This window comes from Comamonas sp. B21-038 (assembly GCF_022387135.1).
Lineage (GTDB): Bacteria > Pseudomonadota > Gammaproteobacteria > Burkholderiales > Burkholderiaceae_C > Comamonas > Comamonas sediminis.
On sequence record NZ_CP092462.1, the window covers coordinates 4,671,978 to 4,696,903 of the forward strand.

The 24,926-nt window shown below is 65.3% G+C and carries 27 protein-coding genes; 12 read left to right on the top strand and 15 right to left on the bottom strand.

The features are described from left to right. Nucleotides 1–2 precede the first annotated feature (2 nt). From MJ205_RS21180 to MJ205_RS21200, 5 genes are read right to left on the bottom strand one after another with little or no spacing between them, the layout of a single operon-like run. Entirely contained in the window at nt 3–1,148 is a 1,146-nt protein-coding gene (locus tag MJ205_RS21180) for a hypothetical protein (RefSeq protein WP_239810248.1), read from the bottom strand. Next, entirely contained in the window at nt 1,145–2,170 is a 1,026-nt protein-coding gene (locus MJ205_RS21185; protein WP_239810249.1) for a sulfotransferase family protein, read from the bottom strand. Before MJ205_RS21185 ends, MJ205_RS21180 begins: the two co-directional genes overlap by 4 nt. Next, nucleotides 2,158–3,012, bottom strand: a complete 855-nt coding sequence (locus MJ205_RS21190; RefSeq protein ID WP_239810250.1) for an aspartyl/asparaginyl beta-hydroxylase domain-containing protein — start codon at nt 3,010–3,012, stop codon at nt 2,158–2,160. Before MJ205_RS21190 ends, MJ205_RS21185 begins: the two co-directional genes overlap by 13 nt. Beyond that, the gene (locus MJ205_RS23735; RefSeq protein WP_305852705.1) at nt 3,009–3,884 is read right to left on the bottom strand and encodes a hypothetical protein; all 876 of its coding nucleotides are present in this window, start codon (nt 3,882–3,884) and stop codon (nt 3,009–3,011) included. Before MJ205_RS23735 ends, MJ205_RS21190 begins: the two co-directional genes overlap by 4 nt. Then, the gene (locus MJ205_RS21200; RefSeq protein WP_239810251.1) at nt 3,881–4,588 is read right to left on the bottom strand and encodes a hypothetical protein; all 708 of its coding nucleotides are present in this window, start codon (nt 4,586–4,588) and stop codon (nt 3,881–3,883) included. Before MJ205_RS21200 ends, MJ205_RS23735 begins: the two co-directional genes overlap by 4 nt. 169 nt (nt 4,589–4,757) lie before the next feature. Here MJ205_RS21200 and MJ205_RS21205 point away from each other — a divergent pair, with 169 nt between their 5' ends. Then, a complete protein-coding gene (locus MJ205_RS21205) occupies nt 4,758–5,606 on the top strand; it encodes a M48 family metallopeptidase (RefSeq protein ID WP_239810252.1) in 849 nt (282 codons plus the stop codon). Nucleotides 5,607–5,625: 19 nt separating this feature from the next. On the opposite strand, the gene MJ205_RS21210 is transcribed toward MJ205_RS21205, so the two are convergent. After that, the gene (locus MJ205_RS21210) at nt 5,626–5,925 is read right to left on the bottom strand and encodes a DUF2218 domain-containing protein (protein ID WP_239810253.1); all 300 of its coding nucleotides are present in this window, start codon (nt 5,923–5,925) and stop codon (nt 5,626–5,628) included. 12 nt (nt 5,926–5,937) lie between these two features. Then, nucleotides 5,938–6,954, bottom strand: coding sequence for an alpha/beta hydrolase (locus MJ205_RS21215; protein ID WP_239810254.1), 1,017 nt, complete (start codon nt 6,952–6,954; stop codon nt 5,938–5,940). 162 nt (nt 6,955–7,116) lie between these two features. Between MJ205_RS21215 and MJ205_RS21220 the strand changes: the two genes are divergently transcribed. Together MJ205_RS21220 and MJ205_RS21225 are read left to right on the top strand one after the other, a co-directional pair. After that, nucleotides 7,117–8,049: a helix-turn-helix transcriptional regulator gene (locus MJ205_RS21220; protein ID WP_239810255.1), complete on the top strand. Its 933-nt coding sequence runs from the start codon at nt 7,117–7,119 to the stop codon at nt 8,047–8,049. A 163-nt stretch (nt 8,050–8,212) separates the two neighbouring features. After that, a complete protein-coding gene (locus MJ205_RS21225) occupies nt 8,213–10,522 on the top strand; it encodes a TonB-dependent siderophore receptor (protein ID WP_239810256.1) in 2,310 nt (769 codons plus the stop codon). A gap of 67 nt (nt 10,523–10,589) precedes the next feature. On the opposite strand, the gene MJ205_RS21230 is transcribed toward MJ205_RS21225, so the two are convergent. Then, nucleotides 10,590–11,228 (bottom strand): MBL fold metallo-hydrolase, encoded by a 639-nt coding sequence (locus tag MJ205_RS21230; protein ID WP_239810257.1) that lies wholly within the window; start codon nt 11,226–11,228, stop codon nt 10,590–10,592. A gap of 188 nt (nt 11,229–11,416) precedes the next feature. On the opposite strand from MJ205_RS21230, the gene MJ205_RS21235 reads away from it, so the two are divergent. From MJ205_RS21235 to pntB, 6 genes are all read left to right on the top strand, one after another. Then, the gene (locus MJ205_RS21235) at nt 11,417–12,253 is read left to right on the top strand and encodes an AraC family transcriptional regulator (RefSeq protein WP_239810258.1); all 837 of its coding nucleotides are present in this window, start codon (nt 11,417–11,419) and stop codon (nt 12,251–12,253) included. A gap of 80 nt (nt 12,254–12,333) precedes the next feature. Beyond that, the gene (locus tag MJ205_RS21240; protein WP_239810259.1) at nt 12,334–12,759 is read left to right on the top strand and encodes a cupin domain-containing protein; all 426 of its coding nucleotides are present in this window, start codon (nt 12,334–12,336) and stop codon (nt 12,757–12,759) included. Between the two features lie 136 nt (nt 12,760–12,895). Beyond that, the gene (locus MJ205_RS21245) at nt 12,896–13,243 is read left to right on the top strand and encodes a hypothetical protein (RefSeq protein WP_239810260.1); all 348 of its coding nucleotides are present in this window, start codon (nt 12,896–12,898) and stop codon (nt 13,241–13,243) included. Between the two features lie 38 nt (nt 13,244–13,281). Beyond that, nucleotides 13,282–15,024: a hypothetical protein gene (locus MJ205_RS21250; protein ID WP_239810261.1), complete on the top strand. Its 1,743-nt coding sequence runs from the start codon at nt 13,282–13,284 to the stop codon at nt 15,022–15,024. 170 nt (nt 15,025–15,194) lie between these two features. Continuing rightward, entirely contained in the window at nt 15,195–16,844 is a 1,650-nt protein-coding gene (locus tag MJ205_RS21255; RefSeq protein ID WP_239812821.1) for a Re/Si-specific NAD(P)(+) transhydrogenase subunit alpha, read from the top strand. An 18-nt stretch (nt 16,845–16,862) separates the two neighbouring features. Continuing rightward, nucleotides 16,863–18,278: a Re/Si-specific NAD(P)(+) transhydrogenase subunit beta gene (pntB, locus tag MJ205_RS21260; protein ID WP_239810262.1), complete on the top strand. Its 1,416-nt coding sequence runs from the start codon at nt 16,863–16,865 to the stop codon at nt 18,276–18,278. Between the two features lie 9 nt (nt 18,279–18,287). Here pntB and MJ205_RS21265 read toward each other — a convergent pair whose 3' ends face one another. Continuing rightward, entirely contained in the window at nt 18,288–18,875 is a 588-nt protein-coding gene (locus tag MJ205_RS21265) for a hypothetical protein (protein ID WP_239810263.1), read from the bottom strand. Nucleotides 18,876–18,937: 62 nt separating this feature from the next. Then, complete coding sequence (locus MJ205_RS21270; protein ID WP_239812822.1) at nt 18,938–19,741, bottom strand: exodeoxyribonuclease III; 804 nt, start codon at nt 19,739–19,741, stop codon at nt 18,938–18,940. Between the two features lie 10 nt (nt 19,742–19,751). On the opposite strand from MJ205_RS21270, the gene pyrE reads away from it, so the two are divergent. The 3 genes from pyrE (at nt 19,752) to MJ205_RS21285 (ending at nt 21,768) form a co-directional block, all read left to right on the top strand. Further along, a complete protein-coding gene (gene pyrE, locus MJ205_RS21275) occupies nt 19,752–20,450 on the top strand; it encodes an orotate phosphoribosyltransferase (protein WP_239810264.1) in 699 nt (232 codons plus the stop codon). 79 nt (nt 20,451–20,529) lie between these two features. Further along, nucleotides 20,530–21,135: a DUF4124 domain-containing protein gene (locus MJ205_RS21280; protein ID WP_239810265.1), complete on the top strand. Its 606-nt coding sequence runs from the start codon at nt 20,530–20,532 to the stop codon at nt 21,133–21,135. A 15-nt stretch (nt 21,136–21,150) separates the two neighbouring features. Beyond that, the gene (locus MJ205_RS21285) at nt 21,151–21,768 is read left to right on the top strand and encodes a DNA-3-methyladenine glycosylase I (RefSeq protein WP_239810266.1); all 618 of its coding nucleotides are present in this window, start codon (nt 21,151–21,153) and stop codon (nt 21,766–21,768) included. Nucleotides 21,769–21,779: 11 nt separating this feature from the next. Here MJ205_RS21285 and MJ205_RS21290 read toward each other — a convergent pair whose 3' ends face one another. The 5 genes from MJ205_RS21290 to MJ205_RS21310 all read right to left on the bottom strand — a co-directional run bounded on the left by MJ205_RS21290 (nt 21,780) and on the right by MJ205_RS21310 (nt 24,854). Then, on the bottom strand, nt 21,780–22,313 hold the full coding sequence (locus MJ205_RS21290; RefSeq protein ID WP_239810267.1) for a GNAT family N-acetyltransferase: 534 nt from the start codon (nt 22,311–22,313) through the stop codon (nt 21,780–21,782). A 60-nt stretch (nt 22,314–22,373) separates the two neighbouring features. After that, nucleotides 22,374–22,604 carry a hypothetical protein gene (locus MJ205_RS21295; protein ID WP_021026822.1) on the bottom strand — a complete coding sequence of 77 codons (231 nt, stop codon included), beginning with the start codon at nt 22,602–22,604 and terminating at the stop codon, nt 22,374–22,376. An 88-nt stretch (nt 22,605–22,692) separates the two neighbouring features. Continuing rightward, nucleotides 22,693–23,055 carry a hypothetical protein gene (locus MJ205_RS21300; protein ID WP_239810268.1) on the bottom strand — a complete coding sequence of 121 codons (363 nt, stop codon included), beginning with the start codon at nt 23,053–23,055 and terminating at the stop codon, nt 22,693–22,695. A 13-nt stretch (nt 23,056–23,068) separates the two neighbouring features. Next, entirely contained in the window at nt 23,069–23,641 is a 573-nt protein-coding gene (locus tag MJ205_RS21305; protein WP_239810269.1) for a hypothetical protein, read from the bottom strand. Between the two features lie 82 nt (nt 23,642–23,723). Beyond that, nucleotides 23,724–24,854, bottom strand: coding sequence for an alkene reductase (locus MJ205_RS21310; protein ID WP_239810270.1), 1,131 nt, complete (start codon nt 24,852–24,854; stop codon nt 23,724–23,726). Between the last annotated feature and the right edge of the window lie 72 nt (nt 24,855–24,926).

Consider the following 24,926-nt stretch of genomic DNA (forward strand, 5'->3'; position numbering starts at 1 on the left):
AGTTAGGTTTGCAGATAGCCATTAAGCCATCCGCTGATAAGTGGGGTGTTCGGGCGGTTGTTTACGCGGCGGCTTGAGATCGCTGTGTGTGGCCGGATAGCGAGCGGTCCCCGCAACACTGACTTTTGCCAAGCTTGGTGCAATGCAGAAGTCGATGGTTGCTGAGTAACATTCTCGATCGCGGCCGCAATGCTGTAACCTGCCTCGGCACCCATCAGCGCGGCAGCAGTCCAAGGCACTGCTGCCAGCTCAAAACGATGCTTCCAAAGCGGTTCGGCTTGAGCAGCGCCGGGCCATGCACCGGCGGTGACGGCATTGGCCCCGGTATGTACATCCCCCAACCACGGAAAACCAGCCAGCCCCCAATCACCCTGCGACTGCGCATGCGCCTGCCACCAGTGAGCAAAGCGGGCCAACTGCGGACCTGAGTAGAAAGCGACAACGGCATCAGGCCGGTGGCTGAAAACGGCAGTACGCAAGCCGTCAAATTCCTCGCTCTGCGGCCCAAACTGACCCACATGGCGGGCAAGCACCCGTCCACCCAGCGCACGGTAACTATGTTCAAAGGTATAAACAAAGTCGTAGCCACCTTCCATATGGCCCACCGCCAGCACGGCCCGTGGGCCTAGTTGTTGGTAGACGGCCTGCGCCAGCTGCGCGGCGCTGCCGCACAGATCCAGGCTGTGGCGCACGACGGCCTGGGGCTGGCCCGGCTTGGCATCGGCAGGCAGATCGGCACCGGTATCGCTGGCCCACAGAGGCAGCCCCCTGGGTTGCGCATGGGCGGCCACCCTGGCTTCGACGGCGGGCGGCATCCAGCCGACAACGCCATGCAGTTGGGGCAGCTGATCCATTGCCGCCGTGATGCTGCGGGCGGCACGGCTGGGGGTGGGTGGGGCTTCCACCCAGTGCAGCTGTACAGCGATCTCCGGCCGCTGGGCCAGGCCCAGCTCCAGGCCTCGGCGGTAGTCCGAGCCCAGAGTGGCCACCTTGTGCGACTGCGGCGCCACGGCCAGCAGCTGCCAGGCCTTGGCCGTTTGCGGGGCCGGGGCGCTGTGGACCAGCGCCTGCGCAGCACTCCAGCCGCCGGTCGTGCTGACGGCCACGCTGGTGGAGGCGAGAAAATGGCGTCTTGGAATCATGGTCATAGAGCGGCCTCGGTGAGAGTCTCTGCGCGGTCATGGGCGTCGCACCGGGCCCGCAATTGCTGGTAATGGGGGGCCATCCATTGCGCGGCCAGCGCGCGCAGTGCGGCGTCGGCCTTGGCATGTTTGTCGTTGGTGTCCTGGGCAAAGGGTTCATGCGGCCGCTTGCCGTGGCGCGACAGGCGCTCGCGCAGCGCCTGCATGGCTTTTGCATCGGGTTGCCAGGACATGCGTGGCAGCACCCACTGCTCGATGGCCTCGGGCAGCTGGGCATGGTCCAGCACCAGCGCTTGCGCCGGATCGGCCACCCGGGCCATGTCCGCATAAATGTGGCCCAGCATGCGTGCGCAGTACTGTGCGGGCGGCATCGTGGCCTGCTCCAGCAGGCTCAGGCCCGGCAGGCCGAACGTGGGGCCAAAGGCGCCGGGAACGAGGTAGAAAGCGCGCTCCTGCATCTGCGACACCAGCACCGCCAGCGGCTCGCGGGTCAAAAAGACCGGCAAGGCCTCAGGCCAGGCCTGCATCAACAGCGGTGCCTGGTCGGTGTTCCAGGCGTCGATCTTGAGGCTGGCCGATTGCAGCGCCGGGCTGGCCGCATCGCTGCGCTGGGCCCAGGCGCTCATCCAGGCACGCAGCGCGGCAATGGATTGCGCGGGGCTGAGCCAGCCATTGACCCGTGCCTCGCGCAGCAGGAAATCGACCGGTGGCGGCTCGGACATCGCCAGGTGGTGGGCGCTTTGCGCCAGTGCCTGGGGGAACAAGGTGGAGCCGCAGCGCGAGACATGGAACACCAGCAGGCAAGGAGTGATACCCGGCGACTGCGCCTGCCAGTCCAGCAGCACTTGCAGCGGGGTCTGCCGGCGGAAGGCCTGGTTGAACGGCAGGTTGAGCAGCGGCTTGAGGCTCTCCTGGTAGAAGGGGGCGCGCAGCGGTGCATCGCCCAGGCGCGCCCAGTCCACCATGGTCTGGTTGCCATCGTGGTACAGCCGAACGGGCCGCCAGCCCTGGAGGGTCAGAGCATCCATTGGGCATTCCAGGCGCGGCGCCCGGCCTTCATCGCCGATTCGACATCGGAGGCATCAAACACCAGGCCCTGGGCCTGGCCCAGCGCAATGCTGCGGTCGCTCAGGCTGGCCAGGTCGGCGCAGCCGGCCAGCGCATCGGCCAGTGCTTCTTGCGCAAACACGCGCTCGCGAAACTGTTCAAAAGCCAACCAGGGATCACCGTCTTCAGGCGCTGGCTCGCCCTGGTCACCGGCGGCAAACGCCTGTGCCAGGCGCTCGTCCACCAGCGCATCTGCCACCAGGTGGATGCGTGCCTTGCCGCTGCGGTTGCGCACGCGGTGGGGCAGGGACACATCGGTGTACCAGCATTCACCCACGCGCATCGGCACCCGCTGGCCACCCAAATGGAAAAAAACCCGCTCTTCGGTCTGCAAGGGAATGTGCAGCCGGGCATCGCCCTCGGCCGCGCACAGGCCTGCATCGGTGTGCTCCATGATTTCGCTGTCAGGCTGCAGGCGCATCAGGCGCACCGATTTCCACTGCAGGTCCAGGCTGTGCAGCAGGGCGGCAATGGCGGGGCAGGCCTGCAGCGCCTCGCAGTCGGCATACGCGTCCAAACTGGCATCCATCGGCATGATGTCCGACGGCGCCTGGGCCGATGCCCGCAAGGCCAGCGCTTGCCAGCCACCATCGTGCCGGCCCTGGTTGAAATGCATGCGCCATAGGGATTCGGGCAGTTGCTGGGCTTCATGCAAGGCAGCCGCTACCTCCAGGCGCCAGGGCAGGCGCATGGTGGTGATGCCCTGCAGGCGCAGACCCTGGCGGGTCGGGCCTGGGGGGCAGGGAGCGGCTGCGAGGGTCATGGTGCGGAGACCGGGGCGCACAGCGCATAGGCCGTGCAGCTCAAGGAGCCATCTCCTGCGAAGGAGTTGAGCACCCGCACCGACCATCCTTGCGTGCTGGCACAGCTGAGAGACTCGGCCGGTGCATTGGCAGAGACACGGACATCGAAGTTCGCATTCCCACCCTTGGCGTTGGCGGCTCTATAGCCGCCGCCGACCACTTGTTCATTGACCGAGCAGCAGGCGGTGGCCTCGCAGAGTTCACCTGTTTTGGTGTCCGAGCGCTGAATGATCGCTGCAATGGAGCCTTGGGAACCGGTAGGGCCGGTAGGGCCTATAGGGCCTTGGGGACCGGTCGCACCGGCGGGGCCGACGGGCCCTTGTATCCCTTGCGGGCCCGCAGGGCCCGTGTTACCCGTAGCGCCAGCCGGGCCGACTGGGCCCGCAGTTCCTGTCGGACCGGCGGGACCCGCAGGGCCGGTAGCCCCTGCAGGACCTACCGCGCCAGCAGGGCCCACGGCGCCAGTGGGGCCTGCAGGGCCAGCCGGTCCGATGGCGCCGGCTGGGCCAACTTCACCTTGCGGCCCCGCGGGGCCGGCGGGTCCGGTGGCACCGGTGCCAATGCCATCGGCACAGCGCAGCAGGCGGCCGGTGGCAGGGTCCATGCACAGCTGCTCGGTGCCGGACTCGGGCGCGGTACGGACTGGCGGTACATAGGTTTCGCCGGTGCCCTGCACCCGGAACAGATCCTGGTTGGCCTGGTCCTTGATGACAAAGCCGGAGCCTGCCGCCGGCTTGAAGCTGGTATCGGCAGACCATGCGGCGCTCGCAGCCAGGGCCATGATGCCGCCGGCCAGCCAACGGCTGTGGAAGAAGGAGGTGACGAGGTTCATGGCTGGGTTCTCAGAAAAGAGCGGATGCGGGCAGAGCGCAATGCGCCCCAGGACAAAAGCGAAAGCAGCAGTGCGAGGCTGGCCGTCCAGCCCAGGCCGGAGACCGGCACCGCGACCGGCGCCGCGCTAGGCGGTGTGCCGATGTAGACATTGACCAGGTTGACGTTCTGCTGCGTGACTTGTGCGCCCGGGCCCAAGGTGAAGGTCGCTGGCTGGCCGGATGCGCTGGTGATCTGCAGCGGCTGGCCCGGCTGGCCTTGCAGCACCAGGTTGCCCGTAACGACGATATTGGCGCCGTTGGGCAGCACAAAGCTTTGACCGCTGCTGGAGCTGAAGGTAAGGTTGGCTACCGTGGTGATGCCGGAGACGGTGAGGCTGGCGCCCGGCGCGGCGCAGGAGCCGTCGAAAACCATGGTGCTGGCCGCTGCGTTCAAGCTGCCCTGGTTGCGAAAATCGGAGCCCAGCTGGATGCTGCCCTGGGCATCGAGCACGCCACCCGTTTCGATCAAAAAGGCCCCAGCGTTTTGCAGCGTGCCACCGTCCAGTGCATAGCTGCCCGCAATGGTGACGGCCTCACAGCCCAGGTCCTGGCTGCCACCGCCTAGGCTCCCTTCAGAGCCAGCAGGAATCTCCATCTGCGCATGCGCAGCAGAGGCAAGGCCAAGCGCGATGCTCGCGGCGGCCAGAAAACGCAGATGAGGCATGGGCGGGCCTGTTTTGCTTTGGAGCAAATGTAATTGGGTGTAGATTTGTACCAGAGCGAAACATAGTTTGCAATTTATTTATTAAATATATTTATTAATGTGCTAAGCGAAATCGTATTTGGGGATACAACCGCTGTGCAATCATCGCGTTTTCATGATTGGAACTGGAATGCCTGACCTGCCTCACCCGACACCGTTGTTCAGCTGTGCCTGCCACGGGCGCCGCGCCTGGTTGCAAACGCTGGTGGCGGGTGCCGCCGTGGTGGGGGCGGGCAGCGCCTGGGCGCAGGTCGATGTGGGCAAGTCGTCCGCGCTGCGCAATCTGGTGCCGGCCGAGACGCTAGAGCAGGCGGCGCAGCAGCAGTACGCCGAGCTGCTGGCGCAGGCCAAAGAGCAGGGTGCGTTGGCGGGGCCGGGCAATGCGCAGCTGCAGCGCCTCCAGACGATTGCCCAGCGCCTGATTGCGCAGGCCCTGCCCTGGAACCCGCGCGCCAAGGACTGGCAGTGGCAGGTGAACCTGATCGGCAGCAAGCAGATCAACGCGTTTTGCATGCCGGGCGGCAAGATCGTGTTCTACACCGGGCTGATCGACCAGCTCCAACTCAGCGACGATGAGATTGCGATGGTCATGGGCCACGAGATGGCGCATGCGCTGCGCGAGCACTCCCGCGAGCAACTGGCCAAGACCCAGGCCACCGGGCTGGGCATCCGTCTGGGCGCGGCCATTTTTGGGCTGGGCGATATGGGCACGGCCGCAGCCAACCTGGGCGGCCAGCTGCTGACGCTCAAGTTCAGCCGCTCCGACGAGTCCGATGCCGATCTGGTCGGGCTGGAGATCGCTGCACGTGCCGGCTATGCGCCGCAGGCCGCCGTGACGCTGTGGGAAAAGATGGGTGCTGCCACCGGCAAGGGCGGCATCGGCTTTCTGTCCACCCACCCGACCGGGCCGGACCGCATCGCCAACCTGGAGGCGAATGTGCCCAAGGTGCAAGGTCTTTACGAGCGCGCCAAGCGCTAGAGCCCCGGCCTGAACGCTCTCACACCCATTCCACCTGCATCGGGTTCTTGCGCGAGAACAACGCCACATGCGCATCGATGGCATGGCGCACCCGTGCCAGCGCCAGGGCATCGTCTGCGCTGCAGACAAAGGAGAGCATGCGTTCGTCGGCCCGCAAACTGCAGTGGCCCCAGGGGAACTGCGCTTCGCCCTGCAGGCTGTCGTACTGCACCTTGATCTTGCGGCTGAAGTGGTAGCACAGCCGCTGCAGGTAGCGGCTGGCCTCTGGCGTCGCTACCTGGCCTTGGGTGCTGAATGGGGTGTCGGTCGATGAAGTCATGGCGTCGGGCGATCAGTCCTGCAGAGCCATTGCCAACGCCTGCTGCGCCGCTGGCAGCATCGCGCCGCCGTGGTCGGCTCCGGGAAAGCTGGTATAGCGCAGCGCCAGGCCGGGCGCGCCGCGCAGACTTTCCATCAAGGCCGGAATGCCGGGCGCGTTCTGGCGCTGGCGCCGTATCGCATCACGGGCCGGGTCGCTGGCGGATGCCGGCGGCGAAGACTGCGTCGATGGCGCGGCAGGCCGCGCTTCCCGCTCACCCTGCGTCAGCAACAGCTGCAGCGCCACTGCATCGGCAGGCCGGTTCGCGGCCTGTGCCAAAAAGCCGGGCAAGGCTTGCAGCACCAAGCCATCGCGCCACCAGATCGAGGGGCTGGCGGCGACATAGCGCTGAAAGCTGCCCGGCCGGGTCAGCAGCGCATGCAGCACGCAGAGGCCGCCATACGAGTGGCCAAAAAAGGTCTGGCGCGCCCGGTCGATCGGCCAGCTCGCCTCCACCAGCGGGCGCACCTGCTGGTCGATGAAATCCAGAAAATGGTCGGCGCCGCCTTCGGCACGCCCGCGCGCATCGGTGGCCGGCCCGGGCGCAGGCGGGGTGTAGTCATAGCTGCGGGCGCTCAGGTCCAGCACCGCGCTGTCGGCATAGCCCAGGCCGACGACCACCGCGCCTTGCGTGGGCACCGAGGGGCCGCGCGCAAAGCGGTTGCGCATCAGCTGCGCGGTGGGTGTGAACAGCAGGTTGCCATCCAGCAGATAGAGCACCGGGTAGCCTTGGGGCGGCGGCGGGGCGGGCGGCACGGCCACCATGATGCGGTGCACGCGCTCCGGTGCGCCCGGGCCCGGCATGCCGGGCGCGCGCAGGTCCAGCTGCCGCGTGCCGGGCAGGGTCACGGGCGGGGCGTCCTGCAGGCTGCTTTGCCAGGCGCAGCCGGGCAGCGCAAGCGCGGCGCCCAGGCCCAGCAAACGGCGCCGGGTCCCATCGGCCAGCTGGGCCAAGGGCAGGGTAGGGAAGGGGAACAGGGCAATGTGCATAGGGGCGGGGCTTGCGGCAAATCAACCATGGGCTTGAGAATGATTTGCATTAAGAAATTATCATGGCAAGCATGGCACAAACCCGCTTGGCCCATGTTTGCTGCAGCAAGAAAAATGTTTGCGCATGCCGGGCACCCCTTCCACCCGCTACCGGCCTGGCCCATGCACAGCGCTGATCCTGCATCCAGCCCAGAGGCGGATCAGGCGGACCTGCGCGCGCATGTCTCGCGGCTGCGCGAACTGCGCCCGGGCCTGCACCTGCACAGCGAGGACGGTTGCGACCTGCGCGACCAGACTGCGCAGGCCGAGATCGGTGCCGGGCTGCGCCTGGTGGTGCTGCTGGAAGGGCGCATTGATGTCTCCTACGGTTTGACCCGGGTGGCGCTGAGCCATGCAGGCGCGGGCGCCAGCGCGGCGCTGGTGTCGGTGGCCGAGCGCGAACGCTTTGAGCGGCGCGCGCGCTCGGGCGTGTATTCACGCCGGGTCAGCCTGGGGCTCACTCCCACCTGGCTGGCCCAGGCCGGTGGTGGCGACGGGGCCGCCTGGCCCGATCTGCAGCGCTTCATGCATGAGCACCTGGCCACGCGCCGCTGGCAGCTGTCGCCCCGCGCCGCCGTGATTGCCGAGCAGATCGTCCATCCGCCAGCCTTGGCGCCGCTGCTGCAGCACATGTACCTGGAAAGCCATGCGCTGGAGCTGCTGGGCGAGGCACTGGCCACCGTGGGGGATGGCGAGGCCGCCGCCCCAGGCGCCAGCGCCGCAGGCCTGCTGCCGCGTGAACACCAGCGGCTGCGCGAGCTGCAGGCGTTTCTGGCCTCGGGCCAGGCCGATGCGCTGTCGATGGATGCGATTGCGCGCCAGGCCGGTGTCAATGCCAGCACCTTGCAGCGCCAGTTCCGCAGCGTATACGGCACTACCGTATTCGAGTTCTTGCGCGAATGCCGGCTGCAGCGCGCCCGCCAGGCGCTGGAGCGCGACGGCATCACCGTGGGCCAGGCGGCGCTGCTGGCCGGCTACACCAGCGCTGCCAACTTTGCCACCGCCTACCGCAGGCGCTTTGGCCTGGCGCCCAAGCTGGCGCGAGCACGGGTCTAAAAGCGCGCGCTCTTCCGTCCGCATCCATTGCCTGGTCTCCGCCGGACGGCACTGCCGCTGGCGCAAACATCTTTGTTGCCCGCGCAAACCACGGAGCGCCCCCGGGATGGAAGAATTCAGTACTTGGTAATGAAAATCATTTGTCTTTCAAAAAAGGGGCGGTATGTCGATCCAGGCAGGGGAACAGGGGTGGCGCTTGCGCGCCGTGGCAGCAGCGGTGCTGGTAGTGGGTGTGCAGGCGGCAGCGCAGGCACAGACCCAGGCAGCGGCAACCACACCGCCGGAGCAGGATCCGACCTTGGAGACCGTGCAGGTGCTGGGCACGGCAGAAAGCGCCTGGAAGCAGGCACCGGGCGTATCGACCGTCACGCGCGAAGACCTGGACAGCCAGCCGAGCAATGACCTGGCCGATGTGCTGCGCCAGCAGCCCGGTGTGAACCTCACCAGCAACTCCAGCAGCGGCCAGCGCGGCAACAACCGCCAGATCGACCTGCGCGGCATGGGCCCGGAAAACACCTTGATCCTCGTCGACGGCAAACCCGTCAACAGCCGGGGATCGGTGCGCTACGGCTGGCGCGGCGAACGCGACACCCGGGGTGACATGAACTGGGTGCCGCAAGAGGCCGTCGAGCAGATCGAGGTGCTGCGCGGCCCCGCCGCGGCCCGCTATGGCAATGGCGCCGCTGGCGGCGTGGTCAACATCATCACCAAGGGCATCCCCGACAAGCTGAGCGGCAGCGCGACGGTCTACTACAACCAGCCCGAAGATTCGCGCGACGGCAGCAGCAGCCGCACCAGCTTCTCGCTGGCCGGGCCCATCTCGGAGCAACTGGGCTTTCGCCTGAGCGGCAATATCGACAAGACCGATGCGGACGCCTGGGACATCAACCAAGGCCATGCCTCGACCCGCACCGGCATCTATGCCGGCACCTTCCCTGCGGGCCGCGAAGGCGTGCGCGACCGTAATCTGTCGGGGCGGCTGAGCCTCAAGCCCGCAGCGGGGCACCGCATCGACTTCGATGCCAGCTTTGCGCGCCAGGGCAATATCTATGCGGGCGATACGCAAAACACCAACAACTACACGGTCGACGCGAATGGCAACCTGGTCGCCACCTCGCAGCGCGTGCTCGATGCGCTGGGGACCGAGACCAACCGCATGTACCGCTCCACCTATGCCGTCACGCACAAGGGCGAGTATGACTTTGGCAGCTCCACCGCCTACCTGCAGTACGAAACCACGCGCAACACCCGCCTGAACGAGGGCCTGGCCGGCGGCACCGAAGGCCTGTTCTCCAGCGATGCCTATGGCACCTCCAAGCTCGACATCCTGACCGCCCATGGCGAGGTCAGCGCCCGGGGCAAATGGGGCAGCCTGCCCCATGTGATGACTGTGGGCGCCGAGTGGGTCGAGCAAGAGTTGGAAGACAGCAACTCGGTATCGCAGACCACGACCGAGGCCGGCAGCGTGCCGGGGGTGGACAACACCGGCCGCAGCGGCAAGATCTCCTCGCGCATTGCCTCGGTCTTTGTCGAAGACAACATCGAGCTCAACGCCCGCACCTTGCTGACCCCCGGCCTGCGCCTGGACCAGCACAGCGAGGTGGGCACCAACTGGAGCCCGTCGCTGAACCTGTCGCACTACCTGACGGACAAGGTCACGTTGAAGGCCGGCGTGGCACGGGCCTACAAGGCTCCGAACCTCTACCAGATGAACCCCAACTACCTGCTCTACAGCCGCGGCATTGGCTGCTGGGGCGCGGGCGGTGCCTGCTACCTGATGGGCAATGCCGACCTCAAGCCCGAGACCAGCATCAACAAGGAGCTGGGCATCGAGTACGCCGACGAGGGCCTGCTGGCCGGTGTGACCCTGTTCCACAACGACTACCGCAACAAGATCGATGCGGGCATGACCCCGGTGGGCAGCGCTACTGGCGGTACGGGCGCCTATGCCAATGCCGATGTGTTCACCTGGACCAACATCCCCAAGGCGGTGGTGTCTGGCGTGGAGGGCACGTTCAACATCAAGCTGGGCCCTGCAGTGCGCCTGAGCAACAACCTCACCTACATGGTGCAGAGCAAGAACAAGACCACCGGCGAGCAGCTGTCCATCATCCCCAAGTACACGCTCAACTCGCGGGTGGAATGGCAGACCACCAACGCCTTGCAACTGCTTGGCTCGGTGACTTGGTATGGCGGCCAAAAGCCCAACAAGCTCGACTACCAGGGCCTGCCGCTGACCGGCGAGGAAACCCGCCGCCTGGCCCCTTATGCGCTGGTCGGCGTGGGCGCGCGCTACAGCTTCAGCAAGGATGTCACCCTGACCGCCGGCATCAAGAACCTGTTTGACAAGCGCCTCTACCGCATGGGCAATGCCGTGGGCGTGAACAACCCGCGCACCATCTACGGTGCCGGTGCCGCGACCTACAACGAGCCGGGCCGCTCGTTCTATGCGTCGCTGACCGCCAGGTTCTGATCGGCATCTACGCAAAAAAGGCCAGCGGCATGCCGCTGGCCTTGGGCGTTAGACCCTTCGCTGGAGATCAGGTCCCACCCACATAGGGGTTGCTTTGGCGTTCGCGGCCAAAGCTGCTCTCGGGACCATGACCGGGGATGAACACCGTCGCATCGCCCATGGGCCACAGCCGCTGGGTGATGGAGTCGATCAGCTGCTGGTGGTTGCCCTGGGGGAAATCGGTGCGGCCGATGCTGCCGGCAAACAGCACATCGCCAACAAAGCAGCGCGCGATTTGCGGCGCATGGAAAACCACATGGCCAGGGGTGTGGCCGGGGCAGTGGCGCACCTGCAAGGTCTCCTGCCCGATGCTGACCGTATCGCCATCCTGCAGCCAGCGCGTGGGCACAAAGCTTTGCGCGGGCGGAAAGCCAAACATCTGGCTTTGCTGGGGTAGGCCATCAATCCAGAACTGGTCGCCCGGGTGCGGGCCAATGATCGGCAGCCCGCGCTGCTCGGCCAGCTCACCGGCGCCACCGGCATGGTCGATATGCGCATGGGTCAGCCAGATGGCCTTGAGCTGCAGACCGAGGCGTGCAATCTCCGCCTCGATGCGGTCGAGATCGCCGCCGGGATCGATGACGGCGGCCTCCATCTGCTGGTCGCACCAGACCAGGGAGCAGTTTTGCTGAAACGCGGTGACGGGAATCGTATGGTAGTGGAGCATGGTTTGTTGGGGCTGGCGGCAGCGCGCAGGCCGCGGATGCAGGGCGCAATCCGGCTATTGTGCGGCAAGCTGCTATGGACGAGGGGGCTGGGTGGGGTTTGGAGCCGCAGGTGGTGGGGTGCCGCTTGGGGGATGCCCCGTAAAATCAGTGCTTCGCCCATCGGTTCTACGTCTTTTCTGGAGGTTTGATGCCCCGCCCTCCTGCCTTGCCACGTTCGGATTGGGTGCTGCGCAGCCCGGCCTCCGGCGCCATGGAGCGCATCGAGGCCTGGTTCCAGGGCCCTGCCTACGCGATGCACCGCCACGACACCTATGCGATCGGGCGCACCTTGGCGGGCGTGCAGAGCTTTCACTACCGGCGCGGCCGGCGCGACAGCCTGGCCGGCAGCACCCTGGTGCTGCATCCCGACGAGGCGCATGACGGGCAGGCCGGCACGGACGAGGGCTTTCGCTACCGCATGGTCTATGTGGAACCCGCGCTGATCCAGGACATTCTGGGCGGCAGCGTGCTGCCTTTTCTGGAAGGCGGCATCACCCACGACCCGGCGATATCGGCCGCTGCCCAGGCCTTGCTGCAAGGTGTGGATGAGGTGGTCGAGCCGCTGGAGCAAAGCGATGCGCTGGCGCAGCTGGCCCATGCGCTGGCCGCTGCCACCGGCGGGCCCGGCACGCGGCGCGCCAAGGCCAAGGGTGACTACCAGGCCGCCCGCCGCGCGCGTGACTACCTGCAGGCCCATGCCACCCGGGTCGTGGCACTGGACGAGCTGGAGGCGGCCACCGGCCGCGACCGCTGGAGCCTGTCGCATGATTTCCGCATGTTCTATGGCACCAGCCCCTACCGCTACCTGACGATGCGCCGGCTCGATGCCGTGCGGCGCCTGCTGCTGGCGGGCCTGTCACTGGCCGACGCCGCCCAGGACGCCGGCTTTGCCGACCAAAGCCATATGACGCGGCATTTTCTGAAGACCTTTGGCATCACCCCGGGGCGCTGGCTGCAGGTGATGCGCCATGCACCACCTCGCTGAACCCGGCACCACAAACGTTCAATACGTCCGGGCTGCGCATGCTTAAGCTGGCTGCTGTTTTCAACACCTACAGCACCACCATGTCAGCACCTGCCGAAACATCTCCCGCACCCCACCACCGAGGCCAAGGCCAGTCCATCGATCTGCTGGGCAAGATCGCCCAGCTGCAGGGCCATTGGCAGCCGCGCGTGGTTGCAGAGATGAACGACTACCAGTTCAAGGTCGTCAAGATCGCCGGCGAATTTCTGTGGCACCAGCACAGCGACACCGACGAAACCTTCATCGTCCTGGGCGGCGAGTTGCGCATCGACCTGCGCGATGCCAGCGGCAGCATCCGTGCCCTCCACCTGCAGGCCGGCCAGATGGCCGTCATCCCCCAGGGCCTCGAGCACAAGCCCTTTGCGCAGGCCGAGGTCAAGCTGCTGCTGATCGAGCCGCGCGGGGTGGCCAATACGGGGGATGGGGAGGCGGGGGCGCGTACGGTGGCGAATGACCTTTGGGTGTAGAACCCCACCCATGCAAAGACAGAAGATGCCGGGCCTCGCGGCATCTTCGCTAGAATTTTTGCTTGGAGAGTCGCCTGAATAATCGGCCATTCTCTAGCGCAATAAAGCACCAAAAACAGCGAGGGAGATATTGGCGATGAGCGCAGTATTGCGAGTTTCAGCTTTGAATGTGGAAGCTTGTTTGGTGAATACCACGATCCAACCCTATCGGCTGGAAAGCGGCACCGCCCATTTTCTGGTGAGTGACTGCGACTTCGATGATGTTCCCGGCCAGCTGCAGGATGCGTTGGCATTTCTAAGTGGCCATGCCGCCGATATCCGATGGATGATGCAGACGCCGGAGTCGGCCGCGACGCTGGACTTTGCGCGAGAGGCCAGAGAGGAAGGGTTTCAATATCTGGCCTTTCCTGCTGTGCTCGTACAGCTTGCCGGAGCCTTGGGAATCGGGCTGGAAATTTCTTTATACCCGGTGCACGCGCCTTGAGTAGTACGCCATGCATTTGCACAACTGCATGATATGTATTGGCAAATGCAATATTGCTGAATTGCTGTATATACTGCCTCAATAATCAAAGGAGGCAGAAGGTGAATAAAGCGCTGGGTAATCCATTTTTTCAATCCGTCGTTCTGGCGGGCGCCGCGTTGTTAAGCAGCCCTGGTTGGGCGGCGCGCGACTTCACGCCTCAGGCGGGCACCTGGGTGGTGAGCGATGAGCTCGACGGCAAGCCCGGCCGAGGCCTGGCGATTGATGTGCAGGGCAACACCTTCTTCATGCAGGTGTTTGGCTATGAGAAGAATGGGGATGCCACGTTCTACACAGCCACCGGCCAGATGGTCGGCAACAGCGTCACTGCGCCACTGATGCGCTACAAGGGCGGCCGCAGCTTTGGCAGTGAGGCGCGCGATGCCGTTGAAGACAAATCCATTGGGAATGTGCGTGTGAGTTTTCGCAACGGCGTCGCGGGCACGGTGCAGTTCCCCGGCGAGCCGGAGTCGGCTATCGAACGCTTTGTGGTGCGCAGCGATGACGCCAACGTCACGAACCCGCGTGCACAGACGGGGATTCGCGTTCTGAGGATGCTGGTGCAGGATGCCCAGGGTGATGTGAGCAACCAATGGAAGAGCGAACTGACGCCGATGTCGGATGGCCGCTTCCGACTCACTTTGATGGAGGCACAGGCAGGTTACAACAGACCTGTCTTCACTGTTTTTGAAGAGCTGAACTGCGAACTGCAGGGTCAGCGCGCGCGTTGGCATTGCTCGCACCCCAACACAGCCGCACCGGCCAATGATGCGGCGAGCTATCGCGTGGCGGCATTGACTTTTGAGCTGGTGGGCTATGACCTGGTGGGCAGCGTGCAATTGCAAGGTGCACCGGCGGGAAAGGCGCAAACCATTACCGGCCATAACCTGGGAGCCTACGAAGTAGGAGGCCGCCGCCAAGAGGGCAACACAACATGGACCACCTCCATCGAGCAGAACTACCAGCGCGGGCTTTTTATGCGAGGTGGCGTCTGCCAGGTCAGCTGCTATTCCACGGAAAACGTCTCGACCTTGATGCCGATCAATGGCACCTGGGTGGTGGAGGATGAGCTGACCGGCAAGCCGGGCAGAGGGCTGGCGCTGGACATCCAGGGCAATACGGCCATCTTGCAGGTCTACCATTACCGCGACGATCTGCAGCCGAGCTTTCATATGGGCAGTGCGCCCTATCTGAGCAAAGGGGTGAAATCCATGGCTTCGGTGGCCGCCATTCCAATGGACGAGTATGCAGGCGGCCGCAGTGTGGGCGGCGCCAAGCAATCCGCGCAATGGCGCAGCCAGGCAGGCCATGCGCAGCTGGAGTTTGCCTACGATATCGCCAATGACCGCTCTGATACCCCGCCCAACGAAGCGTTGTTGTGGTGGACCGTGGGCCAATTGCAATTGCCGGGAGAAAGCCCGGTTCGTATCCGCCGTTTGCAGTTGGAGAAGCCGACCAATTTTCCCGAAGCGATGCTGGGCAAGTGGTTTCTTCACAGTGCTCAGAAGACCTTGGAGCTGACCCAGGTGGTCGGGGACGTGGTGACCACCGCCGATGGCTCGGTGTTTTGTTCTTTGGTGAGCGATCGATACGATGGGGACGTCAGCTGTGGGCAACTTGCCCCCGAGGCGGGTTGGGCATGGCACCAGTTCTTGCAAATGCCGATCATGAACCGTGGTGGCACGATGACCCGTTTGCGCGACCGCCACGGCAATGCGATGGGGCTGGGTGTATTGGACTGAAGGGCGCGATGCGCGATGGGCGGCCCTAGGCAAAAATGCGCGTAGCCCAAACCGCTGGCCCGTGATACAAGGGGTTCTGCGCTGCAGGCATGGCCGGGCACACCGGCGCGCTGCAAGCCCATTGATCCCTGAACCAGGAGCGCGCATCCATGTCCAGCACCTCGCCACCGATGTCAGCAGCAGCGGCGCCGCAGCCACCGCCGGCCAACCCGCAATGCATAGGAGTGCCGCGCGAGATATTCGCCGTTGAAAAGCGCGTGGCCACCGTGCCTGCGGTGGTGGAGAAGCTGGTGAAACTGGGCTTTCGCGTCAGCGTCGCGGCAGGCGCTGGCGAGGCGGCCAGTTTTGGCGACGAGGCCTACCGCGCAGCGGGTGCGCAGGTCATGCCCAGCTCGGCGATCTGGGCGGGGGCCGACATTCTCTTCAAGGTGCGGCCACCTACTGCTGAAGAATGCGAATGGATGCATGCCGGCCAGATGCTGGTCGGTTTTATCTGGCCTGCGCAAAACCCGGAGCTGATGGCGCAGCTGGCGGCCAAGGGGCTGACGGTGCTGGCGATGGATGCGCTGCCGCGCACCTTGAGCCGCGCGCAGAAGATGGATGCGCTGACCTCGATGGCAGGTGTCAGCGGCTACCGGGCAGTGGTCGAGGCGGCCCATGCCTTTGGGCGCTTTTTCAGCGGGCAGATCACCGCGGCCGGCAAGGTGCCGCCTGCACAGGTGTTTATTGCGGGTGCCGGGGTGGCGGGCTTGTCGGCGATTGGCACGGCCGTCAGCCTGGGCGCGGTGGTGCGCGCCAACGATACGCGGGCCGAGGCGGCGGACCAGGTGGTGTCGCTGGGCGGTACCTTTGTGCCGGTGGATTACGCCGAAGAGGGCGGTGGTGGCGGCGGCTACGCCAAGGTGATGAGCGAGGGCTTTCAGGCAGCGCAACGCCTGATGTATGCGCAGCAGGCCGCATGGGCCGACATCATCATCACCACGGCCCTGATCCCCGGCAAGCCGGCGCCGCGCTTGGTCACGGCCGAGATGGTGCAGGCGATGAAGCCCGGCAGCGTGATTGTGGACATGGCCGCCGAGCAGGGCGGCAACTGTGAGCTGACGGTGCCCGGCGAGGCCGTGGTGCGCCACGGCGTGACGATTGTGGGCTACACCGACCTGGCCTCGCGCCTGGCGGCGCAGTCCTCCACCTTGTACGCCAACAACCTGCTGCGCCTGGCCGAGGAGCTGTGCAAGGCCAAGGATGGGCATGCAGTGGTGAACATGGAGGACGATGCGATCCGGGGCCTCACGGTGGTGTACCAGGGCAGCATCAGCTGGCCCGCGCCTGCGCTGGCGGCGGCGCCGGTGGCCAAGCCGGCAGCGGCTGCTGCCACGGCTGCTGCGGGCACGGCCGCAGCCAGCCCGGCAGCGGCCAAAAAGCGGGGCCATGGCCATGGTGCCGGCAGCCCTCTGCCTGCGCGCACCTTGGCCATCCTCTTTGCGGTGCTGGCGCTGCTCTTCTGGCTCATTGGCGCGCATGCGCCGGCGGCCTTCCTGGGCCACCTCACGGTGTTTGTGCTGGCCTGCTTTATCGGCTACATGGTCGTCTGGAATGTGACGCCCGCCCTGCACACACCGCTGATGAGCGTGACCAATGCGATATCCAGCATCATCGCGATTGGCGCGCTGGTGCAGATAGCGCCGCCCGGCGTGGTGGGCACGGACCGGCCGGGGCTGCTGATTGGCGCACTGGCCTTTGTGGCCCTGGTGCTCACGGCGATCAATATGTTTGGTGGTTTTGCGGTGACGCGCCGCATGCTGGCCATGTTCCGCAAATAGGCCGGGGGGTAGAACCGCATGACCGAAAGCCTTGCAACCGTTGCCTACCTGGGCGCTGCCATTTTGTTCATCCTCAGCCTGGGCGGGCTGTCACACCCCGAGACCGCGCGGCGCGGCAACCTGCTGGGCATGCTGGGCATGGGCCTGGCGGTGCTGGTGACCGTGTTCGGCCCGCGCGTGTCGCAATCTGGCGTGGTGGCCATTGTCATCGCGCTGGTGCTGGGCGGCGGCATCGGGCTGTATGCCGCCAAGCGGGTCAAGATGACCCAGATGCCCGAGCTCGTGGCGCTGATGCACAGCCTGGTCGGCCTGGCCGCCTGCCTGGTGGGTTTTGCCAGCTATGTCGATACCTCCCATCCGTTGCAGGGCGCTGAGAAGGCCATCCACGCGGCTGAGATCTATATCGGCATTCTCATCGGCGCTGTTACCTTCTCGGGCTCGCTGGTGGCCTTTGGCAAGCTCAATGGCCGCATCGGCGGCAAACCGCTGCTGCTGCCGGGGCGGCATCTGCTCAACCTGCTGGGGCTGGTCGTGGTGGTTGCGCTGGGCTGCTGGTTTGTGCAGACCGCATCGCTGGGCCTGGGCATGCTGGCGCTGCTCGTGATGACGGCCATCGCACTGCTGTTTGGCGTGCACATGGTGATGGCCATTGGCGGCGCCGACATGCCGGTGGTGGTGTCGATGCTCAACAGCTACTCGGGCTGGGCGGCCGCCGCCACCGGCTTCATGCTGGGCAATGACCTGCTGATCGTCACCGGTGCGCTGGTGGGCTCGTCGGGTGCGATCCTGAGCTACATCATGTGCCAGGCGATGAACCGCAGCTTTATCAGTGTGATCGCCGGCGGCTTTGGCAGTGGCACGCCCGCAGCAGCGGGCCAGGCAGGCGCAGCGCCCCAGGGCGAGGTGGTGGCGGTAACCGCGGCCGAGACCGCCGAGATGCTGCGCGAGGCCAAGCGCGTGGTCATCGTGCCCGGTTACGGCATGGCCGTGGCCCAGGCACAGCACACCGTCAACGAGATCACCCGTAGCCTGCGCGAGCGCGGGGTGGAGGTGCGCTTTGCGATCCACCCGGTGGCGGGCCGCATGCCCGGCCACATGAATGTGCTGCTGGCCGAGGCCAAGCTGCCCTATGACATCGTGCTGGAGATGGACGAGATCAACGACGACTTTCCCGATACCGATGTGGCCATGGTCATCGGCGCCAATGACATCGTGAACCCCGCCGCCCAGGACGACCCTGCGAGCCCCATTGCCGGCATGCCGGTGCTGGAGGTCTGGAAGGCGCGCCAGTCCATCGTGATGAAGCGCTCGATGGCGGCCGGTTATGCCGGCGTGGACAACCCGCTGTTCTACAAAGACAACAACCGCATGCTGTTTGGCGATGCCAAGCAGATGCTCGACGAGGTGCTGGCCAGCCTCAAGGGCAGCGCCTAGGACGGATGCTTACCACTCGAAGGCGGAATCGCTGCTGGGAAAGCGCGCCACCGGGCATTCGCCGCTGCGCGCATAGCGGTCGGCATAGTTGAAGCGGTAGGCCATCTCGCTGCCATTGCGGCAGGGCAGGCCGCCGTACAGGCGTGCATAGGTGGCCCGCGCGCCACTGCTGCTGCGGTAGGTGTCCTCGGCCTTGAACACCAGCTTGCCGTCCTTGTCCTGGATGCGCAAGGTACCGAACGAGGCATTGTTGGGCGTCTCGTAGTCGACGAGCATGTCCGCGCCCTGCTGGCCCAGCTGCGAGATGATCAGAAAGTTGGCGCGCTGCTCGGCCACCAGTTGCTCCTGGCTCAGCACCCGCATCGCCGGGGTGGATTGCAGCCGTGGCGCCAGGCGCAGGCCCTTGCCCTCCAGCATGACAATGGCTGCGGTACTGGGCGGCGCATCACGCGTAGGGCCCGCCAGCAGCACCTTGGACAGGCGCTGGGCCAGCGCCTCGACCAGTTCCTGCGTGCTGTAATCCGATGCATCCCGGGCACTAACGGCGCTGCTGGCCAGCAGGGCAGCCAGAAGAAGGGGTGCTGCAGTGATGCGCATGGAAAGCTCCCGGTGGGTGGTCTGGGCTCCCGGCCGCTGGGACGCGTGGCTGGGCATTGGGATCAGAGCTGGAAATCGTAATCGATCGTGATGGGCGCGTGGTCGGAGAACTTCACATCCTTGTAGATGTGCTCCTTGCGGGCCAGTGCGGCAATCGCTGGCGTGGCCAGGTGGTAGTCCAGGCGCCATCCCACATTGTTGGCATAGGCCTGGCCCCGGTTGCTCCACCAGGTGTAGCAGGCGTCGGTGGTATCGGGCTGCAGCACGCGGTACACGTCGACCAGGCCGCCGGTCTCGGTCTCCTTCTCCAGCAGCTGGGTCATCCAGCTGCGTTCTTCGGGCAGGAAGCCGCTGTTCTTCTGGTTGCTGCGCCAGTTCTTGATATCGGCGTTGGTGTGGGCAATGTTGATGTCGCCGCAGAGGATGAAGTCGCGCTCGGCCCGCAAGCGCATCAGGTGCGGGTGCAGCTCGGCCAGAAAGCGGTACTTGGCAGCCTGGCGGATGTCCCCCGAGCTGCCGCTGGGAAAGTAGCAGCTGATGATCGACAGCTTGCGCGTGGGCGTGTCAAAGCGCAGCTCCACGTAGCGGCCTTCGGCATCGAACTCGTTGGGCGAAAAGCCGACCACCACATCGCTGGGTGCATGGCGGGTGTAGATGCCCACCCCCGAGTAGCCCTTCTTCTCGGCAAACTGGAAATACCCGTTCATCTCGTCGATAACGTCGAACTTGTCCAGCATATCCGCTTGCTGTGCCTTGATTTCCTGCACACAAATACAATCGGGCCGGGTTGTCTCAATCCAGGGGATCACGCCCTTGGTGGCAGCGGAGCGGATGCCGTTGAGGTTGAGGCTGGTTAATTTGAACAAGGATTGGGTCATGGTCGATAGTCTCCCACAGCCAGGCGCAGATGCGCAGTTGGCACAGGATTTTGTAGAGTTTGCCGTCGAAGCCGGCGTGCTGCGCTTTGGGCAGTTCACCACCAAGGCCGGCCGCATCAGCCCGTATTTTTTCAATGCCGGGTTGTTTGATGATGGCGCCAAGATGGCGCGCCTGTCCGAATTCTATGCAAAAGCGATTCTGGCCAGCGGTGTGGCGTTCGACATGGTGTTTGGACCGGCCTACAAGGGCATTCCGCTGGCCGCGACCGTGGCCGTGGAGCTGGCGCGCCAGGGCAAGAACGTGCCCTTTGCCTACAACCGCAAGGAAGCCAAGGACCATGGCGAAGGCGGCAGCCTGGTGGGCGCGCCGCTCCAAGGCCGGGTGCTGATCATTGACGATGTGATGTCGGCCGGCACTGCTGCGCGCGAATCGATTGCGCTCATCAAGGGCGCGGGCGCCATTCCCCATGCGATGGCCATTGCATTGGACAGACAGGAGAAAGCCACTGAGAATGGCAAGGACGTTGCCCATAGTGCGGTGCAGTATGTGCGCGACCAGCTGGGAATGCAGGTCTGCACCATTGCCAGGCTGGAGGACCTGCTGGCCTTCCTGGCCCAGGGCCCGGCCGCAGAATCGATGCGTGAACACCACAGTCAGGTGCTGGCTTACCGGGAACGTTATGGCGTTGGCAATTGATTATTAGAATTCGATAGTTTTGAATGATAAGGATCTAGCAATGCGGAAGGACAGGTGTGCAGCTGCTTTGGCCATCGGTATGCTGGCGCTCGCTGGCGCCAGCCATGCCCAGAAGTCCCCGTCGGCCTCCATGGTCTACAGCTGCGTGGATGCGGCTGGCCGCCGCCTGACGGCGGACCGGCCCATTCCTGCCTGTGCGGACCGCGAGCAGCAGGTCACGATGCCCGGCGGTGCGGTGCGCACGGTCGGGCCGGCCTATTCCGAGCGCGAGCGTGCCGAGCAGGCCGCGCAGCAGCGCCGTGAGGCAGAAGAGCGCTACCGCGCCAATGATGGCAAACGGCGCGAGCGCGCGCTGGCCACACGCTTTCCCACCAAGGCCGCCCATGACGCCGAGCGTGCCGAAGCCGTCGATGTGTTGCGTGCGCAGATCCGTATCGTGCAGGAGCGCCGCACCTTCTTGCTCGAAGACCGCAAGAAGATCGACCAGGACATGGAGTTCTACAAAAAGGACCCCAGCAAGGCGCCTGCCCTGCTGCAGGCGCGCCTGGATGGCAACCGACGTGACTTCAAGGAAGTCGACGAGCAGATCGCCACGATCAACGAAGAAATCAAGGCCACCAACCTGCGCTTTGACGCAGAGGCCCAAAGCCTCAAACCCTACTGGACCCCGGCTGCTTCCAAGTAGCCGCGCGCAACCTCCATGCCCCTCGACACCCTCGCCCCAGGCCTGGCCCTGGCCGACGACCAGCGCGCGCGTTGCAGCTGGTGCATGGCCTCGCCCCTCTACCAGCACTACCACGACCATGAATGGGGCTTCCCCGTGCATGATGACCGCCGCTTGTTCGAGAAGATCTGCCTGGAAGGCTTTCAGGCCGGCCTGAGCTGGCTGACGATTCTGAACAAGCGCGAGTCCTTCCGGGCGGCCTTTGCGCAGTTCGATGCGCAGCAGGTTGCGCAGTTCGGTGCCGAGGATGTGCAGCGCCTGCTGGCCGACGCCGGCATTGTGCGCCACCGGGGCAAGATCGAGGCGGTGATCAACAATGCCCTGCGCCTGGCTGAGCTGCAGCGAGAATTTGGCAGTTTTGACGCCTACCTGTGGCGCTTTGCGCCAGCGCCGGCAAGCCGCCCGGAGCGGATCACGTTGGAGGCCGTGCGCCAGATGGGCGTGGCGCCCGAGGCCGTGGCGCTGTCGAGGGATCTGAAAAAGCGCGGCTGGAAGTTTGTCGGCCCCACCACGGTTTACGCCTTCATGCAGGCGATGGGCATGGTCAATGACCACCTCCATGGCTGCCATGTGCGGGATGGCCGGCCGGCCTGAGCCCCTTTACGCTACAAGCCCGGTAGCTCGCTCACCAGCAGCGAATAGCGCTGCAGCGATACGTAGGCGCCATCGCGCTTGCTGCAGTCGCGCAGCAGGCCTTCATGGCAAAAGCCCAGGCGGCCCAGCAAACGGGTCGATGCCGCATTCTCGGGCTCCACATAGGCCACCACGCTGTGCAAGCCCAGCCGCCCAAATGCGCCGGGCAGCCACTGGCGCAGTGCCTGGTCCATCCAACCGTGGCCCCAATGGTCGGGCAGCAACCAGTAGCCCAGATCGGCGCTGTCGGCCTCGTCGTCATGGTCGTAGATGCCGACGGCTGCGATGACGGCCCCGTCCAGCAGCACCGCCTGCCACCAGCCGCTGCCTTCGCTGGCGACGCTGGCATACCAATCGAGCTGTTCCTGCGCAATGACGCGGGCATCACTGTGCGCCGTTTCCAGTCCGTAGAACGCGGTCAGCCGTGCGTCGCCCATCGCATGGGCGACGACGAACAGGTCGGCGGGAGAGAAATCACGGAAATGGAGGCGGGCGGGCTGCAGCATGGTGCAAGCCTAGCACCGCTGGGCGGCGGTGCGGTGTGGCATGGATGAGGGGCCGGCGTCTCAGGCCGCTACATGCCAGCGCGCGGGCTGATGGCTGCCCACCGTCTGGATGCCCAGCAGTGCCGCATTGCGCTGCAAAACGGCTTCAAACTGCGCGCCGCTGGCGCCGATCTGTTCGGCCGCGCCATCCCAGTAGTCATCGGCAATCTGGGCGGCGGTAAAGTCGCGGTGCGTGAACTTCTGCACGATATTGCGCAGTTTGTCGAGGTTGATGCTGTCGATATCGGTCATGGCAGGCCTCCAACTCAGGGGTAAGCACCAGTGTCGCGCAAATGGGGCGGCTGTCAATCGGCAATCGCCGCCAACCGGTGGCGCCGCGCTAGCCGCGCATGGCCGCCGTGCTGCGCAGCAGGCGCTGCACCAGCAGCGCGCCCACCCAGGCCACGCCGCCTATCCACAGCGGCACCAGCACATAACTGCTGGCGCGGGCCCATTGGCCCAGTTCATCCAGCTCGGTGAGCGGCCACAGCGCGAAAGCAAAGCCAAAGCCCCACCAGACCAGCGCAAACAGTGCAAACGCCCACGGCAGCCAGGCCGGACGGCCTGCGGATGCCTGCTGCCGCGGCGGCCGGTTCTGCAGAAACATCCATAGCACGGCGCTCAGCACCAGCAGCAAGGACAGGCCGGTGGCCACCGGCCACCATAGCGCCAGCGGCAAAAAGGCCAGGGTCAGCGAATCCATGCGAGGCCCGGCCTTATTCCTTGTTGCAGAGCATGGCATCAGCCAGGCTGCCAACGGTCACGCGCAGGTTCTTGCCCTTGTGCGCCTGCACCGCCCAGGTATCGCTCAAATCCTCGGGGACCAGGTCCTTGTCGTTCATCAGTTCGGGCTTCTTGTGTTCGGAGCGGTCCTGCTTGACCACCTTGGGCACGATCATCGTGATCGTGCTGCCATCAATGCGCCAATGGCCCGTGCCTTGCAGCACAAAGCGGTACTGCTGCTCGGTACTGGGCATGTCATAGGCCAGAAAGGCCTGCGAGCGCAACGTGTGGTCGGGGTTGAACTGGTTGGTGTAGGTGAAGCTGGCACTGTCCTTGCCCATGCTGATCTGGAACTGGCATTCCCAGATGCCGGCCAGGTCGGCCTCGCTGATGCTGGCCGCTGCGGCGGCAGGTGCTTGCGGCGCCGGTTTGCCGCTGGGCGCCTGCTGGGGCGCGCGGGGCGCAGGATCGGCCTCTTTTTTGGAGGGCCAAAGGATGGAGCAGGCGGCCAGGCCGGGGACCAGCAGCAGGCAGAAGGTGGTGCGGAAGAGAGGAGTCAATGGCATCTGCGCACTCTACCAAAATACCGTGAAGCAGCAGCCCAGGCCTTGGAACAGGTTCTTTGTAGGCCCAGGCCGCTCAAGGCGCTTAGCCGGCGAGGGTGGGGTAGTCGGTATACCCCTTCTCGCCACCGCCATAGTAGGTGCTGCTGTCGCCGGTATTGAGCGCGGCACCGCTGCGCAGGCGCTCGACCAGGTCCGGGTTGGCAATGTAGGGCCGGCCAAAGGCGACGATGTCGGCCTGGCCGCTGGCCACGGCCTGTTCGGCCAGTTCGCGGTCATAGCCGTTGTTCACCACCCAGGCCGCCTTGCCGCCGGCGCGGCGGTATTCCGCCTTGAACGCTTCGTAGTCGAAGGGGCGGCCTTCCACCTCGCGCGGGCCCCCGGTGGCGCCCTCGATCACATGGATATAGGCCAGCCCCAGCGGCGCCAGCTGGTGGGCCAGGTAGGTGAACAGGCTTTGCGGATCGGCGTCATCGATGCCATTGGCCGGGGTGACCGGCGAGAGCCGGATACCCACCCGGCCACGGCCTACCGCATCGATCACCGCGCGGGTGACTTCCAGGGTCAGGCGGGCGCGGTTTTCAATCGAGCCGCCGTAGTCGTCGCGGCGCACATTGGCGCCGGTCTTCAGGAACTGGTCCAGCAGGTAGCCATTGGCGCCGTGGATCTCGACGCCATCAAAGCCGGCCGTCTTGACCGCATTGCGGGCAGCCGCAGCAAAGCTGTGCACGATGCCGGGGATCTCCTCGGCATCCAGTGCGCGCGGCTCGGAGGTCGGCTCGAAGCGGCCTTCTCCCGTGGCGTGGTCAATCAGGTAGGTCTTGGTCTTGGCAGTGATGGCCGAAGGGGCCACCGGGGCCTGCTGGCCCGGCTGCAGCAGGCGATGGGAGACGCGGCCCACATGCCACAGCTGGCAGACGATCTTGCCGCCCTTGGCATGCACGGCGTGGGTCACCTTGCTCCAGCCGTCAAGCTGGTCCTGCTCGTACAGGCCCGGCACATCGGCATAACCCTGGCCCTGGTGGCTGATGGCGGTGGCCTCGGTGATCAGCAAGCCCGCGCTGGCGCGCTGGGCATAGTAGGTAGCCGTCATCGGTTGGGGCACGGCGTTGGGCGAACGGTTGCGCGTCAGCGGCGCCATCGCGATGCGGTTGGCCAGCGCCAGATCGCCCACTTGTATCGGGTCGAACAGGCTGTGGGTGGGGGCAGTTGTCATGCAAAACTCCTTGCGGTTGTGTCACAGAATCACCTGCTTTTTGTACCACGCAGCCTCACCCTTTGCAGGCCA

Excerpts from the sequence above, each read along its gene's own strand:
- MJ205_RS21180 (WP_239810248.1), bottom strand. The coding sequence starts at position 1,148 with ATGACCATGATTCCAAGACGCCATTTTCTCGCCTCCACCAGCGTGGCC.
- MJ205_RS21185 (WP_239810249.1), bottom strand. The coding sequence starts at position 2,170 with ATGGATGCTCTGACCCTCCAGGGCTGGCGGCCCGTTCGGCTGTACCAC.
- MJ205_RS21190 (WP_239810250.1), bottom strand. The coding sequence starts at position 3,012 with ATGACCCTCGCAGCCGCTCCCTGCCCCCCAGGCCCGACCCGCCAGGGT.
- MJ205_RS23735 (WP_305852705.1), bottom strand. The coding sequence starts at position 3,884 with ATGAACCTCGTCACCTCCTTCTTCCACAGCCGTTGGCTGGCCGGCGGC.
- MJ205_RS21200 (WP_239810251.1), bottom strand. The coding sequence starts at position 4,588 with ATGCCTCATCTGCGTTTTCTGGCCGCCGCGAGCATCGCGCTTGGCCTT.
- MJ205_RS21205 (WP_239810252.1), top strand. The coding sequence starts at position 4,758 with ATGCCTGACCTGCCTCACCCGACACCGTTGTTCAGCTGTGCCTGCCAC.
- MJ205_RS21210 (WP_239810253.1), bottom strand. The coding sequence starts at position 5,925 with ATGACTTCATCGACCGACACCCCATTCAGCACCCAAGGCCAGGTAGCG.
- MJ205_RS21215 (WP_239810254.1), bottom strand. The coding sequence starts at position 6,954 with ATGCACATTGCCCTGTTCCCCTTCCCTACCCTGCCCTTGGCCCAGCTG.
- MJ205_RS21220 (WP_239810255.1), top strand. The coding sequence starts at position 7,117 with ATGCACAGCGCTGATCCTGCATCCAGCCCAGAGGCGGATCAGGCGGAC.
- MJ205_RS21225 (WP_239810256.1), top strand. The coding sequence starts at position 8,213 with ATGTCGATCCAGGCAGGGGAACAGGGGTGGCGCTTGCGCGCCGTGGCA.
- MJ205_RS21230 (WP_239810257.1), bottom strand. The coding sequence starts at position 11,228 with ATGCTCCACTACCATACGATTCCCGTCACCGCGTTTCAGCAAAACTGC.
- MJ205_RS21235 (WP_239810258.1), top strand. The coding sequence starts at position 11,417 with ATGCCCCGCCCTCCTGCCTTGCCACGTTCGGATTGGGTGCTGCGCAGC.
- MJ205_RS21240 (WP_239810259.1), top strand. The coding sequence starts at position 12,334 with ATGTCAGCACCTGCCGAAACATCTCCCGCACCCCACCACCGAGGCCAA.
- MJ205_RS21245 (WP_239810260.1), top strand. The coding sequence starts at position 12,896 with ATGAGCGCAGTATTGCGAGTTTCAGCTTTGAATGTGGAAGCTTGTTTG.
- MJ205_RS21255 (WP_239812821.1), top strand. The coding sequence starts at position 15,195 with ATGTCAGCAGCAGCGGCGCCGCAGCCACCGCCGGCCAACCCGCAATGC.
- pntB (WP_239810262.1), top strand. The coding sequence starts at position 16,863 with ATGACCGAAAGCCTTGCAACCGTTGCCTACCTGGGCGCTGCCATTTTG.
- MJ205_RS21265 (WP_239810263.1), bottom strand. The coding sequence starts at position 18,875 with ATGCGCATCACTGCAGCACCCCTTCTTCTGGCTGCCCTGCTGGCCAGC.
- pyrE (WP_239810264.1), top strand. The coding sequence starts at position 19,752 with ATGGTCGATAGTCTCCCACAGCCAGGCGCAGATGCGCAGTTGGCACAG.
- MJ205_RS21280 (WP_239810265.1), top strand. The coding sequence starts at position 20,530 with ATGCTGGCGCTCGCTGGCGCCAGCCATGCCCAGAAGTCCCCGTCGGCC.
- MJ205_RS21285 (WP_239810266.1), top strand. The coding sequence starts at position 21,151 with ATGCCCCTCGACACCCTCGCCCCAGGCCTGGCCCTGGCCGACGACCAG.
- MJ205_RS21290 (WP_239810267.1), bottom strand. The coding sequence starts at position 22,313 with ATGCTGCAGCCCGCCCGCCTCCATTTCCGTGATTTCTCTCCCGCCGAC.
- MJ205_RS21295 (WP_021026822.1), bottom strand. The coding sequence starts at position 22,604 with ATGACCGATATCGACAGCATCAACCTCGACAAACTGCGCAATATCGTG.
- MJ205_RS21300 (WP_239810268.1), bottom strand. The coding sequence starts at position 23,055 with ATGGATTCGCTGACCCTGGCCTTTTTGCCGCTGGCGCTATGGTGGCCG.
- MJ205_RS21305 (WP_239810269.1), bottom strand. The coding sequence starts at position 23,641 with ATGCCATTGACTCCTCTCTTCCGCACCACCTTCTGCCTGCTGCTGGTC.
- MJ205_RS21310 (WP_239810270.1), bottom strand. The coding sequence starts at position 24,854 with ATGACAACTGCCCCCACCCACAGCCTGTTCGACCCGATACAAGTGGGC.